Raw genomic sequence first — 12,871 nt, forward strand, 5'->3', positions numbered from 1 at the left:
GTCGCGGGTCGATTCCAGCGACCGTTGTTCATCAAAGCAGCCTGAACAATTCGTCCAAACCCAAAGTGGAATGCCTCATGCCCATTGCCCTGATTACCGGCATCACCGGCCAGGACGGCAGCTATCTCGCCGAGTGCTTGCTGGAAAAAGGCTATCAGGTGCATGGCATCAAGCGCCGCAGCTCGCTGTTCAACACCGATCGCATTGACCATCTCTACCAAGATCCGCACGAAGCCGAACGGCGCTTCATCCTCCATCATGGTGATTTGACCGATTCCTCCAGCCTCATCCGCATCATGCAGCAGGTGCAGCCCGACGAGGTCTATAACCTGGCTGCCCAAAGCCACGTGGCGGTGTCCTTCGAGGAGCCGGAATACACCGCCAACTCCGATGCCCTGGGCGCGCTGCGTTTGCTGGAGGCCATCCGCATCCTCGGGCGCGAACGCCAGACGCGCTTTTATCAGGCATCCACCTCCGAGCTCTATGGGCTGGTGCAGGAAACCCCGCAGACCGAGCGCACGCCTTTCTACCCACGCAGTTCCGGTGACAGTTTACCGAATACCCTATTTCATCGAGCAAGTCCCCAGCGAGCGCTTGGTCACCATCCAGGCCACCTCGCCGCAATGGATCGCCGCCGATCTCGACGCCGTCCTGGTGCGCTTCGAGCGCGACCGGCTGGACTCCCTGCTCAGCGCGGTGCGCACCAAGCGCTTTTTCTGGCAGGATAACGCCACCCCGATCAACGATAACCCGCTCCAGCGCCCGCGCCGCCAAGACTTTGCCGGCAGCCTGATGGAGAACCACCATGCAGATTACCGTCTCGATTCCCTCGCAGTGGCCTGATGCCGTTCAGTGCAGTCAGGATGAGTTTGCTCAACAGGCAAAAATGGCCATGGTCTGCAAACTCTATGAAATGGGAAAACTGTCATCTGGCATCGCGGCACAGATTGTTGGACTCGAACGGGTCGCTTTTTTGCTGCAACTCAGCCACTATGGCGTGGCGATGATTGATCTGGAGCACGACGAACTGCTCGCGGATATCGCCAATGCTTGAGCGTCCGCACAGCATCGTGATCAACACGACGCCCTTGATTGCCATTGCGGTGGCGACGGGCCGCTTGGATGTGCTGCAATTTCTGTATCGGCTGACGGTCACGGGTTCCGTTGGTGTCATGGCCAAAGCGAAACAATTGGGCTACGCGCTCGACGGTGAGCAGGCGATTCAGCGGCTCCGCGCCCATGGCATTTGGCTGGGCCGGGATGTCATGCGCCTGTTGCAGTCGGAGTGCCAACCATGACGGTGCGATCAAAGGCCCCATGATTCGCGAGCTACTTTGGCCGGAGGATCGCGTTGATCACATTGCTCGCCATGATGTGAGTCCGGAGGAATTCGAGGAGGTTTGTTTCGGGTGTTCCCTGGTGCTGCGAACCAAATCCACCGGTGTCAATCCGGTCTATCATGGTGGAGAAAACGATGATGCATTTACCACAGACAGATTCTGGTGTGTTAAAAGGGGCCAGGCTCGGTTTGTTTTTTCTGCTAGACTTAGGGTATGCCAAGACGCCCCCGCCTGCACATCGCCGACTACCCGCATCACATCATCCAGCGCGGTCACAACCGCGCGGCTTGCTTCTTTGCCGATGAAGACTACCAGGCTTACCTGCATTGGCTCGGGGACGGCGTGCAGAAAACCGGAATCCAGCTTCACGCTTATGTGCTGATGACCAACCATGTTCATCTGCTGCTGACGCCGAAGGCCGCAGAAGACATTCCGCGCTTGATCATCCGAGTTCCGGTGACAGTATACCGAATACCCTACGCTGATCCGCACGGCTGGCCGGTACGCCGGAGCTCAGCTGCGCGAACGTGCCAGGGTTTCGGGCCGGTGCCACCGCCAGAGGCTGAATCCGCGCTACACTCAGCCAATGCCAGCCGACCACCACAGCGCCGAGACCGCGTCGCCCAAGCGCGACGATGACAGCCCCTGGAAGGAGGCCCTGGAGCGCTTCTTCCCAGAGTTCCTAGCGCTGCTGTTCCCCGCCGTGCATGCCGAGATCGACTGGTCCAAAGGGGTGCAGTTTCTCGACAAGGAATTCCAGCAACTGGTGCGCGAGGCCAAGACGACAAGGCGTTATGCCGACAAGCTGGTCGGTGTCACCCTGCGCGATGGCACGGCGGTCTGGGTGCTGATCCATGTCGAGGTGCAAGGCGAAGCAGAAACCGCCTTTGCCGAACGGATGTACACCTATCACTGCAAGATCCGCGATCGCTACCAGGTGCCGGTCGCAAGTCTCGCGGTCTTGGCCGACACAGACCAAGGCTTTCGCCCACAGCAGTTCAGCGCCGCACTCTGGGACTGCCGCGTTGACTTCCGCTTTCCGATGGTCAAACTGCTTGACTACGCCGGGCCCGAGCGCTGGGCTGAGCTGGAAGCCAGCGACAACGTCTTCGCCTTGGTGGTGATGGCACAGATCCGCGCCAAGGTCACCGATGATGCCGAGACGCTCAAGGGCTGGAAGTTCCGCCTGATCCGGCTCATGTACGAGCGCGGCTATGCGCAGGCACGGATTCTGGAACTGTTCCGGCTCATCGATTGGATGATCCGCCTGCCTGCGGGACTGGAAGCCGACTTTCGCCAAACACTCTATGCCTATGAGGAGCAACAGCGTATGCCGTATGTGACGACCGTCGAACAAGCGGGGATCGATAAGGGCCTGCAGCAGGGCGAAGCCCTCATCCTGCTGGCTCAGCTACAAGAGAAATTCGGTCCAGACAGCGTCGATGCCTACCGCGAACGCATCACCGCCGCCGAGCCTGAGCAACTGCTGCAGTGGTCCAAACGCATCCTCAGCGCCGAGACGCCGGAGACGATTTTCCACTGAGGCACGGCGACCGGGACGCTCTGCCCAGCACGCCGATGAAGGAAAGGGATGACACAACCGCTGCTTGAGAGGAGGACGCCAACCGCACAGCCACCGGGCGCCCCGATCGGCCACCAAGGCAACATCCTGCACTTCGATCGCGATTGGCAGTACCCGGCGCAGACCGAACGCCATGCCTTTCGCCAGCTCGCGCGCCTCGGGCAGGTGCCTGATGGCATCACCTACATCGCCTATCCCTGGGCCAACCTGATCGACAAGGTCGATACCAAGGCTGCCGATGCCGATGCGCATCTGCACGACTTCCAGGCCTTTCGGCAGCAGATCGGCAGCGACCTGAGCGCTGGACGCCTGCGCGATCTGCTCCAAGGGCTCAGGGCGCGAATGCAGGCCTCGGCGTTGCCTAAGCGGTCAGAATCCGAAACTCGGTGGCTTTGGCAATGGGACGCACATGGCGCTTCTCCCGCTGCATGTCGACAATGCCGTAATTCGACAAGGTCTTGAGAGTACGCGACAGGTTGCTGGGTTTGCGCCCAGTGGCCTCGGCCAGTTATGTAATCGACTCGGGTTGGGTCTCGCTGATGACCTTCAGTAGCGCTCGGTTGTCATCGCTCAACACTTCGGCCAGCGACTTCATCGAGGTGAACCAGACCTTGGGCTCACCGGGCTTGGGCCGGTACTCACCCCGGGCGATGGCCAGCATCCGAGCACGGATCTTCTCCTGCGGCATGATCCCAGTTCCGGTGACAGTTTACCGAATACCCTATTTCATCGAGCAAGTCCCCAGCGAGCGCCTGGTCACTATCCAGGCCACCTCGCCGCAATGGATCGCCGCCGATCTCGACGCCGCCCTGGTGCGCTTCGAGCGCGACCGGCTGGACTCCCTGCTCAGCGCGGTGCGCACCAAGTCCGGTGCCGCTGCCGTTGCCCCATGATTCGCGAGCTACTTTGGCCGGAGGATCGCGTTGATCACATTGCTCGCCATGATGTGAGTCCGGAGGAATTCGAGGAGGTTTGTTTCGGGTGTTCCCTGGTGCTGCGAACCAAATCCACCGGTGTCAATCCGGTCTATCATGGTGGAGAAAACGATGATGCATTTACCACAGACAGATTCAGTGTCCGAACTGGCCGCTTTTTGGCAAACTCATGAAGTGGTTGACTTTGAAAATGACCTGACCGAAGTCGTGGAACCCGTTTTTCAACGCACGGAACAGATCACGATCCCTTTCAGTCAGCAGCAGCTTCGCGCTTTGCGCACCAGAGCGCGGCGTGACCACCTCTCCGCAGCAGCACTGATTGAAAAGTGGGTTCGGGAGCGCCTGGACAGTGAAACGCAGGAACCAGGCTGGCGCTAAATCCCCTGTTGGCTTTAACAGCCGGTTTTGTGCTTCATTTCAACCTGTCGTCACTGATGAAATCTGTTGTGCTATCCACCACCCTCATCCCCCTGCGCGGCGGCTCCAAGAGCATCCCCCAAAGACTGTCATTTGGCAAAACATCAAGCCCCTGGCCGGCCAACCCCTGTGCGCCTGGGTGCTGCAAGCCGCCCGCGCCGCCACCGGCATCGATGCCGTCTATGTCTCCACCGACTGCCCCGAGATCGCCGCCGTGGTGCGCACCAAGCGCTTTTTCTGGCAGGATTACGCCACCCTGATCAACGACGACCCGCTCCAACGCCCGCGCCGCCAGGACTTTGCCGGCACACTGATTGAACATGGGATGGAAAACGGCGCCTTCACCATCACCCGCCGCGCCATTCTCGAACAGGACCGCTGCCGCCTCGGCGGGCGCATCGGCCTCCACGAGATGCCCGAGCACAGCGCCCTGGAGATCGACGAGCCGGAGGATTGGGCGCGGGTCGAAGCCCTGTTACACCGCGAGGAACCGCACTGATGCGCATCGAAAACAAAATCTAGGACGATCTGGTCTTCTCCGGCGAGTCCATCCTGGAGGCGCTGCGGCGCATCAACACCAACCAGGCGCGCATCATCTTCGTGGTCGAAGACAACGGTGCCCTGATCGGCGCGGTCAGCGATGGCGACGTGCGCCGCTGGATCACCGACACCGCCGAGCTGGACCTGAACCGGCCTATCGATTGGGTGATGAACCGCCAGTTCGTCGCCCTGCCGGTCACCACCAAGCCGGCGGTGATCGCCGAGCACTTCGACCACAAACGCGACATCCTGCCGCTGACCGATGCCGCCGGGCGCTTCGTCGCCCTGGCGCGGCGCAGTGCCGAGGGCTTTCAGCTCGGCGAACGGCTGATCCGCGAGGACGGGCCAGCCTTCGTCATCGCCGAGGTCGGCAACAACCACAATGGCGACCTCGCCCTGGCCAAGCGCTTGGTCGATCTGGCGCAGGAGGCCGGCGCCGATTGCGTCAAGTTCCAGATGCGCGACCTCGGCAGCCTCTATTCCAACCAGGGCAGGAATGCCGAAGCCGGCTATGGCCTCGGCTCCCAATACACCCTGGATCTGCTCAACCGCTTCCAGCTCCGTAATGCGCAACTGCTGGAGGTGTTCGAGCATTGCCGCGCGCGCGGCATCCTGCCGCTGTGCACGCCCTGGGATCTGGCCAGCCTGCGGGTGCTGGAAGGCGATGGGCTGCCCGGCTACAAGATCGCCTCCGCCGACCTGACCAACCACGAGCTGCTCGACGCCGCGGCGGCCACCGGCAAGCCGCTGATCCTCTCCACCGGCATGAGCACCGAGGCCGACATCAACAGCGCCGTGGCGCTGCTGCGCCGCCTGGGCGCGCCCTTCGCGCTGCTGCACTGCAACTCCACCTATCCCGCCCCCTACAAGGACGTGAACCTGAGCTACCTGCCGCGCCTGAAGCAACTGGCCGGCACCCTGGTCGGCTACTCCGGGCATGAGCGCGGCATTGCCATCCCGGTGGCGGCGGTGGCGCTGGGGGCCAGGATCATCGAAAAGCATTTCACCGTCGATCGCGGCATGGAAGGCAACGACCACAAGGTCAGCCTGCTGCCGGAGGAATTCGCCGAGATGGTGCGCCAGATCCGCGCGGTGGAAGAGGCCATGGGCCAGAGCGGCGCGCGTGCGCTCAGCCAGGGCGAGCTGATCAACCGCGAGAATCTGGCCAAGAGCCTGGTGATCACCCAGGCGCTGCCCAAGGGCGCGACCATCCGCCGCGAGCTGATCGCGATCAAAAGCCCCGGCCAGGGCTTGCAGCCCAACCGCATCGAGGAGCTGGTCGGGCGCCTCGCCCAGCGCGATTTTCAGCCCGGGGATCTGTTCTTTGAATCCGACCTCAGCCAAGCCTCGGCGCGCCCGTCGCGCTATCGCTTCAGCCGCCCCTATGGCATCCCGGTGCGCTATCACGACTACCAGCGCCTGACCGAGGGGCTAGAGCTGGATTTCGTCGAGTTCCATCTGAGCTAACACGACCTGGAGGTGACTCTGGCCGAGGCGCTGCCCAGCGAGCCGCAGCCGATCGGCTTTGCGGTGCACAGCCCGGAGCTGTTCGCCGGCGACCATATCCTCGACCTGGCCAGCGCCGACGCGGCCTATCGGCGCCACTCCACCGACGAACTGCGCCGGGTGGTGGCCATCGCCGCCGAGCTGCGCCAGTATTTCCCCAAGACCCAGCGCCCGGTGCTGGTGCTCAACGCCGGCGGCTGGACCCCGCACGGCTTCCTGCCGGTCGCCGAGCGTGCCGCGCTCTATGACCGCGTGGCCGAGTCCCTGGCCGAGATCGACCTCAGCCCGGTCGAGCTGGGCATCCAGACCATGCCGCCGTTCCCCTGGCACTTCGGCGGCCAGAGCCACCATAACCTGTTCGTCGATGCCGAGGAGATCCGCGCCTTCTGTGAGCGCACTGGGCACAAGATCTGTCTCGACATCTCGCACTCGATGATGGCCTGCAACTATTATCACTGGGACTTCGGCGAGTTCCTGAAGACCGTGCTGCCCTATAGCGTGCATCTGCATGTGGTGGATGCCAAGGGCGTCGATGGCGAAGGTGTGCAGATCGGCGAAGGCGATGTGGATTTCTGCCAACTCAAGGCGGCCTTAGACCAATACGCGCCGGGGGTGCAGTTCATCCCTGAGGTCTGGCAGGGGCATAAGAACCGGGGCGAGGGGTTTTGGCAGGCGTTGGCGTTTTTGGAGGGGGTGGGGGTTTGACGACGACGATGAAGATCATCACGCATCCCGGAGCGTACCCGTCGAACGGACTGCCGCTTAAATGAGCCTGACCCAAGGGGCGAGGGGGTTTGGCAGAGACCACCTCAGCGCTTAGGATTTCGCGCGGCACTCGGCCAGAAATGAAATCGTAGAAATCCATCGTGGCCAAGCAAATAACTTGAACAGCAAGATTATAGGATGCTGCCGATTTTCCGTGATTACACCGGATGGAAGATCCTGGCAGGTCGGTAGGCGGCAGGGTGCGGATGCGTATAAGAACGCCGTCTTGGATGCGCGTCGGCTAGATTGCCGATTGTCGTTGTTTCGCCAGATCACCTTACCCTCAATCGTTGGACAGACGATTGCTCCCGACAAGGAGTGGTTTCGTTTTTTTCTCTTTGTCTCCGATCTGTTGCCAGCCGATCATTACGCACAACTGGCGGCGATCGTTGCTCAGCATCACTGGTGCCAATTCGTATCAGTTGGTGTCGAGGAGGGGGCACTGGGGAAGGCTTGAGCAAGGTCAGTTGCCGATTTTGTCGATCGAGATACCTGTTACGTGACGTTTCGTCTTGATGACGATGATGCGTTAGCGCGAGGTTACCTTGCCCGGTTGCTGCAGTATGCGCATTCGCGATACCGCGGTCATGTATTGACCTTTCCAGCAGGGTATAAGGCTTGGTTCGATCATGCTGCGCAAACATACACCCAAGTCGCAGAGCATTGGGAACCCAAGATCGCGTTAGGGCTTGCCTACGTCGGACATGGGCAAGATAAGGTCAAGCAGGTGTTCCAAGTCGGCAACCACACGCAGGTCGACCGGCATTTTCCGCTCGTGTCCTTGCCGGATAGGCCCATGTACTTGCGTAGCTTCCATGATGATAATGATGTGCTATTAGCAGAAGACTTGTCGATGAGGCGTACCAAGATCAAGCGGATCTTTGAGCAAGCGCCGCCTGTCGAGACGATGACACTGCATCAGCATTTCGCCTTGGGCTTTTCGGAGCGCTAAAGAGTGCGGCTGGCGATGGTGCGATCTGCTCGAGCGCCTGGCGCGGGTGCCGGCGCGGGTCGAGATCGCCAGTGAGTTCCGCTATCGCGAGCCGATCCTCGACCCGAGCGGGTTGTTCGTGGTGATCTCCCAATCCGGCGAGACCGCCGACACCCTGGAGGCGATCAAGCTGGCCAAGGCGCAAGGCCTAGCGAACTGGCGCTTGCGGATGGAGCTGTCTCTGCTGGCACCCAATCGGCTAGACTCGCCCCATGACCACCGAAATCCTCGACCAACCAGACAGAGTCCCGCTGCGCCAATGGCACCGCGCCTTCGGCATCGCGATTCCGGACAGCAGCAGTCTCACCTTCAGGGCGGCCAGTTGCCGTTACATCGTGACCCACAATCTTCGGGATTTCAGAGGGTCCGAACGGTGGAGCGTCGAGGCTATCGCCCCACGCGTCTTGTTGAAACACCTGGAGGCATTGCTGTGAGCACTCTGACCATCAACATCCCGGACAGCCTCGTCGGTCGGCTGCAGCAGTTTGCTGTGGATCAAGGCATCACCCTGGATCAACTGCTTTCCTCGGCTGCTGCCGAAAAACTCAGTACACTCATGACCGTTGAGGATCTGCGCGAGCGCAGCGCCCATGGCGACCACGCTGCCTATCTGCGCTTTCTGGAATCCTCTGCCGACGTTCCACCGATGCACGGCGACGAACTGTAAGTGATCCCGCCTAACCGCAGGCTCCCACAATATCGATGAGGGTCTGAAAGCGCGCTTCTACGCCGCGCTGGAGTGGGCGGTGGCGGATCGCTTGTACGCGCCGTTCGCGGATCGCGCGGCGCTGCTCGCGACGGGTGTCACCGCAACCCCCGAGCGGGGATGCACCGAGCCTGCTGAACGCCGCACTGGTGCTACGCAGCGGACATGCGCCCGAGGATCTGGCCCTGGCCATGGGCCTGAGTCGCTCGCCGATGGGCCATGTGCAGTGCGATAACGGCAGCCTGGTGCTCGGCACGGTCTGGTTGATCGGCCGCGCGCATCTGTTGGTCTGCGATCAGCTGCAGGGCGCGGCCCCCTTGCCAGTCGCCGACCACTGGCACGGACATCCGGAGCTGTATTGGTGTATTCAGCAAGGTGAGGCGCTGCTGGCCAGTGCGGAGCCGCCCGAGCGGCTGTTACGGATCAGCTCGCCACAGTGTGCGCTGGAGCCGGCGGATCTGGACCGATTGCCCGGCTCGCGCGGGCCGTTGACGCTGTCGGTCAGCCTCAGCCCGGCACCTGGCGAGCCGATCCCGCGCGCACGGGCGTCGGCACCGCTGTTGGTCACGGCCAAGCGCGAGGGGGCGATGGTGCACGCACGTTGCGAGGCCAGCCCGGAGCATTTCCAGGGTGCCTTGGAGTCTGCCTTTTACCTCATGGTCGGGGGCAAGAAGGCCGTGGTGCACTGGTACACGCCGAGCCCAGAGGTAGCGCTTCAGATTCCGGAGGGGGCAGGCCGTGAGCCCCTGGAAGTCCGAGGCTTCGTGCGCGAGCAAGCGCATCCGGACAAGAAGCGGATGCTGGCCGCTGCGGTGAGGTAGAGGTCGAGGGGCCGCCCAAGCCCTGGTGCGTGCCGGCTATCGCGATCCCCTCGGCACCTGGGCGACCAACACCCTGGGCACCGCTCATCTGCTCGACGCCCTGCGCCCAGTGTCGGCGCTGCGGGTGGTGGTGGCCATCACCACCGACAAGGTCTATCAGAACCTGGAACAACCGCTGCCCTATCGCGAGACCGACGCCCTTGGCGGCCATGACCCCTACAGCGCTAGCAAGGCGGCGGCGGAGCTGGTCATCGCCAGCTATCGCGATGCCTTTCTGGCCGAGCAGGGCGTGGCGGTCGCCTCGGCACGTGCCGGCAATGTCATCGGCGGCGGTGACTGGGCGGACGATCGGCTCCTGCCCGACGCCGTGCGCGCCTGGCACCACGGCCAGCCGCTGCCGGTGCGCCGCCCCGAGGCCATCCGCCCCTGGCAGCATGTGCTGGAACCGCTCAACGCCTATCTGCAACTGGCCGAGCAGCTCTGGGCACACCCCGAACGCGCCGGTGGCTACAACTTTGGCCCTCACACCCACGAGGCCGCCAGTGTGCGCCAGGTCATCGAACACGCCCAAGTCCTCTACGGCTGTGGCGAGGTGCTCTGGGGCGATGGCCAGGACGGCCCGCACGAAGCCGGCTGGCTGGCCCTGGAGATCGCCAAGGCGCGCCATCAACTCGGCCTCGCACCGCGCTGGCCCTGGCCACCGGCCTGGCCCGCACCCTGGACTGGTATCGCCGCCAGACCGCTGGCGAAGCAGCGCGCGCCCTGTGCGAGGCCGACATCGCCGCCTTTGAAGCCACCACGGCCGCTGCCTGAGGTGTTCCCTCTGAGCCCCATGAGCCGATTCACCCCGCACGCGACCCCCATTGCGGATCTCATCCTGCTCGAACGCCATTCGCTCGGCGACGCGCGCGGCTTTCTCGAACGCCTCTACTGTCAGGAGGAGCTGCGCCCCCTGCTCGGTGAGCGGCGCATCGTCCAGATCAACCGCACCCTGACCGCCCAGGCCGGCACGGTGCGCGGCCTGCATTTTCAACATCCGCCGCACGCCGAGCTGAAAGCCGTCACCTGCCTGCGCGGCGCGATCTTCGATGTCGCCGTCGATCTGCGCCAGGGCTCGTCGACCTTCCTGCACTGGCATGCCGAGCGCCTGAGCGGCGATCAGCCACGCACCCTGGTGATCCCGGAAGGCTTCGCCCACGGCTTCCAGACCCTGACCGACAATTCCGGGGACAGTGCGGCCTGGCAAGGCCGCGTGCTCTAGCGGGTTAGAGTCCCGCCCGGGTAATCGTGAGCCGCGAGCCCGGTATCAAGCCTTACGGCGCGAAGGGTAACTGACGCGTCGGTGCGTAGGCATGAAAACAGGCGAGGTGCAAAGGTAGCGGGTGAAGCCGCCCCTGAAGGTGTAGAGCCCCGAAAAGAATTTGTCGGAGAGTGCCGACGGGTTTGTCCCCCCGGCAGGCAACACTCCATGTCGCGTCAAGGTCAGTGGCATGGAGACTCCCCGGGGTCCGAGGCCGTATCGAGCCTTACATTGAGAGCACGTGGTAACCAGGGAGATCCAACAGCCGGTCTGCGGGAGGTGGGCACCGATGAACAAGTCTAATCAACGAGGACATCGGCGGTGGTTGCTGGAAGTCGGAGCCACTCGTATGAGCGATGACGCCCGGTAATGCGGGTCGAGCAAAGGAGTGGCGGTTTGGGAGATTGCATTGGTCTAACACGCCCCTACACCGAGAGGACTCTGCGCGTGAAAACGAGAGCCGATGCGATTCACACCAATGGAGCCAAGCGCGAGAAACATGGGTGGTCTGATGGAAGGAGGGCTTTCTGTGTTGATGGGTTGAGACAGCCCATTCCTTGGTGAATGACCTGAACTGGGAGCCGGATGGTGTAACACTCCAAGTCCGGTTCTGCGAGGAGCCGGGTAACGAAGCTGCGCACGGTCATAATATTGTGGCACCGCCGGGAAACCAGGCGGAAACAGAGAAAACAAACCTTGACCTAAACGCGGACAAGTTCCCGGCTTACTCTCCGTATACTTAATTCCTAGACGAAGAACGCGCAATGGCGTAAAGTCTTGCCAAGGCGTTTGTGACGGGTGAGACATTGACGGAGCGATGGCAAGACTTCCGCGCGTGGTGGTTCCGGGTTTGCCGCATCATGTGACGCAGCGCGGCAACAGGCGCCAACAAACCTTCTTTAGCGACGATGATTACGCCGAGTATCGTCGTTTGCTATCGCTGTCCTGTCGTGCCTGCGAAACGCGGGTGTTGGCCTACTGCTTGATGCCCAATCATGTGCATCTGATTCTGGTGCCGGCGACGGAGTTTGGTTTGCGCGATGCCTTGGGTGAAGCCCATCGGCGCTACACCCGGATGATCAATTTTCGCCAAGGCTGGCGCGGTCACCTGTGGCAGGAACGGTTCCACTCGTTCGTCATGGATGAGCGGCATTTGATTGCTGCCGCTCGGTATGTGGAGTTAAATCCCGTGCACGCTCGTCTTTGCCAACGACCAGAGGATTGGGAGTGGTCGAGTGCGCGGGCACATTTGGCGGGAGCGGATGATGCGCTTGTCCAAGTCGGGCCGCTGTTGGAGTTGATTTCAGACTGGCGCCGTTTCCTTGGCGAGTCGGAGGACAATGACACCGTTGAAGCCCTGCACGCCCATGCCCGCACCGGGCGCCCGCTTGGCGGGGATGACTTTGTCGAAGCACTGGAGCAGCGCCTCGGTCGTGCGCTCAAGCGCCAAAAGCCTGGGGCAAAGCCTCGCCAACGGGACACTGAAACCCGCGATCTGTTCGACCATGACGCTTAAACCGGCCCGAACCCCGTGGCGCGATTTTCCGCCCGTGGTGATTCACAGCCCTGAAATCGCGGTCAAGTGGATTTGCCCGCCTGGCCAGACCGGCCGCATTTGATGGCGAAGTCATTTCCGGAGCCACTTACTTGCTGGTGGATGACTTTGTCGGACAAGGTGGAACACTTGCAAACCTGAAGGGGCATATCGAGTCGAATGGCGGCGTCGTCATCGGTGCAACGGTACTCACCGGCAAACCCTTTTCTGCCGTTCTGTCGCCAACACGAGAGCAGCTCACTGCGCTGAGGGAGAAACATGGACAAACACTTGAAACCTGGTGGCACGAGCGATTCGGTTATGGGTTCGATTGCCTTACTCAATCAGAAGCTCGTTACCTCGAACGTTCCCCGGATGCTGACACCATTCGAAGTCGCGTTATTGAGGAAGAGTAAGCAGGAAATTGCTGAGCG

16 protein-coding genes and 4 pseudogenes are annotated in these 12,871 nt (G+C 62.0%); 19 read left to right on the forward strand and 1 reads right to left on the reverse strand.

Features of this window, described 5'->3' with window-relative positions; all coding sequences use genetic code 11:
- Window positions 1-77 precede the first annotated feature (77 nt).
- From Thiofri_RS01040 to Thiofri_RS01065, 6 genes and pseudogenes are all read left to right on the forward strand, one after another.
- Window positions 78-539: pseudogene (locus tag Thiofri_RS01040) on the forward strand (GDP-mannose 4,6-dehydratase); the annotation flags it as partial.
- Window positions 540-805: 266 nt separating this feature from the next.
- The gene (locus Thiofri_RS01045; protein ID WP_009146726.1) at window positions 806-1,054 is read left to right on the forward strand and encodes a UPF0175 family protein; all 249 of its coding nucleotides are present in this window, start codon (window positions 806-808) and stop codon (window positions 1,052-1,054) included.
- Window positions 1,047-1,298 carry a DUF3368 domain-containing protein gene (locus Thiofri_RS01050; protein ID WP_009146727.1) on the forward strand — a complete coding sequence of 84 codons (252 nt, stop codon included), beginning with the start codon at window positions 1,047-1,049 and terminating at the stop codon, window positions 1,296-1,298. The genes Thiofri_RS01045 and Thiofri_RS01050 overlap by 8 nt, the downstream gene beginning before the upstream one ends.
- Window positions 1,299-1,553: 255 nt before the next feature.
- Window positions 1,554-1,979: a transposase gene (locus tag Thiofri_RS01055; protein WP_009146728.1), complete on the forward strand. Its 426-nt coding sequence runs from the start codon at window positions 1,554-1,556 to the stop codon at window positions 1,977-1,979.
- On the forward strand, window positions 1,927-2,883 hold the full coding sequence (locus tag Thiofri_RS01060; RefSeq protein ID WP_009146729.1) for an RpnC/YadD family protein: 957 nt from the start codon (window positions 1,927-1,929) through the stop codon (window positions 2,881-2,883). The genes Thiofri_RS01055 and Thiofri_RS01060 overlap by 53 nt, the downstream gene beginning before the upstream one ends.
- 48 nt (window positions 2,884-2,931) lie before the next feature.
- Window positions 2,932-3,384 carry a hypothetical protein gene (locus tag Thiofri_RS01065; protein ID WP_009146730.1) on the forward strand — a complete coding sequence of 151 codons (453 nt, stop codon included), beginning with the start codon at window positions 2,932-2,934 and terminating at the stop codon, window positions 3,382-3,384.
- Here the strand turns inward: Thiofri_RS01065 and Thiofri_RS24935 are convergent.
- Window positions 3,284-3,610: pseudogene (locus Thiofri_RS24935) on the reverse strand (HVO_A0114 family putative DNA-binding protein). The gene Thiofri_RS01065 and the pseudogene Thiofri_RS24935 sit on opposite strands and share 101 nt — an antisense overlap.
- On the opposite strand from Thiofri_RS24935, the gene Thiofri_RS01075 reads away from it, so the two are divergent.
- The 13 genes and pseudogenes from Thiofri_RS01075 to Thiofri_RS01135 all read left to right on the forward strand — a co-directional run bounded on the left by Thiofri_RS01075 (window position 3,609) and on the right by Thiofri_RS01135 (window position 12,853).
- Entirely contained in the window at window positions 3,609-3,815 is a 207-nt protein-coding gene (locus tag Thiofri_RS01075; RefSeq protein ID WP_040854259.1) for a glycosyltransferase family protein, read from the forward strand. The pseudogene Thiofri_RS24935 and the gene Thiofri_RS01075 sit on opposite strands and share 2 nt — an antisense overlap.
- 153 nt (window positions 3,816-3,968) lie before the next feature.
- Window positions 3,969-4,235 carry a hypothetical protein gene (locus Thiofri_RS01080; RefSeq protein WP_009146732.1) on the forward strand — a complete coding sequence of 89 codons (267 nt, stop codon included), beginning with the start codon at window positions 3,969-3,971 and terminating at the stop codon, window positions 4,233-4,235.
- A gap of 178 nt (window positions 4,236-4,413) precedes the next feature.
- Window positions 4,414-4,773 carry a hypothetical protein gene (locus Thiofri_RS24650; RefSeq protein WP_040854261.1) on the forward strand — a complete coding sequence of 120 codons (360 nt, stop codon included), beginning with the start codon at window positions 4,414-4,416 and terminating at the stop codon, window positions 4,771-4,773.
- A gap of 95 nt (window positions 4,774-4,868) precedes the next feature.
- Window positions 4,869-6,281, forward strand: a complete 1,413-nt coding sequence (locus Thiofri_RS01090) for an N-acetylneuraminate synthase family protein (protein ID WP_407702955.1) — start codon at window positions 4,869-4,871, stop codon at window positions 6,279-6,281.
- Between the two features lie 12 nt (window positions 6,282-6,293).
- Complete coding sequence (locus Thiofri_RS01095; RefSeq protein ID WP_223296643.1) at window positions 6,294-7,025, forward strand: TIM barrel protein; 732 nt, start codon at window positions 6,294-6,296, stop codon at window positions 7,023-7,025.
- A 214-nt stretch (window positions 7,026-7,239) separates the two neighbouring features.
- A pseudogene (locus tag Thiofri_RS01100) lies at window positions 7,240-8,037 on the forward strand (glycosyltransferase).
- Between the two features lie 46 nt (window positions 8,038-8,083).
- Window positions 8,084-8,164 (forward strand): annotated as a pseudogene (locus Thiofri_RS24655) (hypothetical protein); the annotation flags it as partial.
- Window positions 8,165-8,288: 124 nt separating this feature from the next.
- Complete coding sequence (locus Thiofri_RS01110) at window positions 8,289-8,510, forward strand: hypothetical protein (RefSeq protein WP_009146734.1); 222 nt, start codon at window positions 8,289-8,291, stop codon at window positions 8,508-8,510.
- The gene (locus Thiofri_RS01115; protein WP_009146735.1) at window positions 8,507-8,743 is read left to right on the forward strand and encodes a hypothetical protein; all 237 of its coding nucleotides are present in this window, start codon (window positions 8,507-8,509) and stop codon (window positions 8,741-8,743) included. Before Thiofri_RS01110 ends, Thiofri_RS01115 begins: the two co-directional genes overlap by 4 nt.
- Before the next feature lie 134 nt (window positions 8,744-8,877).
- Window positions 8,878-9,603 carry a hypothetical protein gene (locus Thiofri_RS01120; protein WP_009146736.1) on the forward strand — a complete coding sequence of 242 codons (726 nt, stop codon included), beginning with the start codon at window positions 8,878-8,880 and terminating at the stop codon, window positions 9,601-9,603.
- Window positions 9,604-9,628: 25 nt separating this feature from the next.
- Window positions 9,629-10,864, forward strand: coding sequence for a CDP-glucose 4,6-dehydratase (gene rfbG, locus Thiofri_RS01125; protein ID WP_223296644.1), 1,236 nt, complete (start codon window positions 9,629-9,631; stop codon window positions 10,862-10,864).
- Between the two features lie 856 nt (window positions 10,865-11,720).
- Window positions 11,721-12,419: a transposase gene (locus Thiofri_RS01130; protein ID WP_009146738.1), complete on the forward strand. Its 699-nt coding sequence runs from the start codon at window positions 11,721-11,723 to the stop codon at window positions 12,417-12,419.
- 131 nt (window positions 12,420-12,550) lie between these two features.
- Complete coding sequence (locus tag Thiofri_RS01135) at window positions 12,551-12,853, forward strand: phosphoribosyltransferase (RefSeq protein ID WP_143741705.1); 303 nt, start codon at window positions 12,551-12,553, stop codon at window positions 12,851-12,853.
- Window positions 12,854-12,871: the final 18 nt, after the last annotated feature.

It is taken from the genome of Thiorhodovibrio frisius (assembly GCF_033954835.1).
GTDB lineage: Bacteria > Pseudomonadota > Gammaproteobacteria > Chromatiales > Chromatiaceae > Thiorhodovibrio > Thiorhodovibrio frisius.

Excerpts from the sequence above, each read along its gene's own strand:
- Thiofri_RS01045 (WP_009146726.1), top strand. The coding sequence starts at position 806 with ATGCAGATTACCGTCTCGATTCCCTCGCAGTGGCCTGATGCCGTTCAG.
- Thiofri_RS01050 (WP_009146727.1), top strand. The coding sequence starts at position 1,047 with ATGCTTGAGCGTCCGCACAGCATCGTGATCAACACGACGCCCTTGATT.
- Thiofri_RS01055 (WP_009146728.1), top strand. The coding sequence starts at position 1,554 with ATGCCAAGACGCCCCCGCCTGCACATCGCCGACTACCCGCATCACATC.
- Thiofri_RS01060 (WP_009146729.1), top strand. The coding sequence starts at position 1,927 with ATGCCAGCCGACCACCACAGCGCCGAGACCGCGTCGCCCAAGCGCGAC.
- Thiofri_RS01065 (WP_009146730.1), top strand. The coding sequence starts at position 2,932 with ATGACACAACCGCTGCTTGAGAGGAGGACGCCAACCGCACAGCCACCG.
- Thiofri_RS01075 (WP_040854259.1), top strand. The coding sequence starts at position 3,609 with ATGATCCCAGTTCCGGTGACAGTTTACCGAATACCCTATTTCATCGAG.
- Thiofri_RS01080 (WP_009146732.1), top strand. The coding sequence starts at position 3,969 with ATGATGCATTTACCACAGACAGATTCAGTGTCCGAACTGGCCGCTTTT.
- Thiofri_RS01110 (WP_009146734.1), top strand. The coding sequence starts at position 8,289 with ATGACCACCGAAATCCTCGACCAACCAGACAGAGTCCCGCTGCGCCAA.
- Thiofri_RS01130 (WP_009146738.1), top strand. The coding sequence starts at position 11,721 with ATGGCAAGACTTCCGCGCGTGGTGGTTCCGGGTTTGCCGCATCATGTG.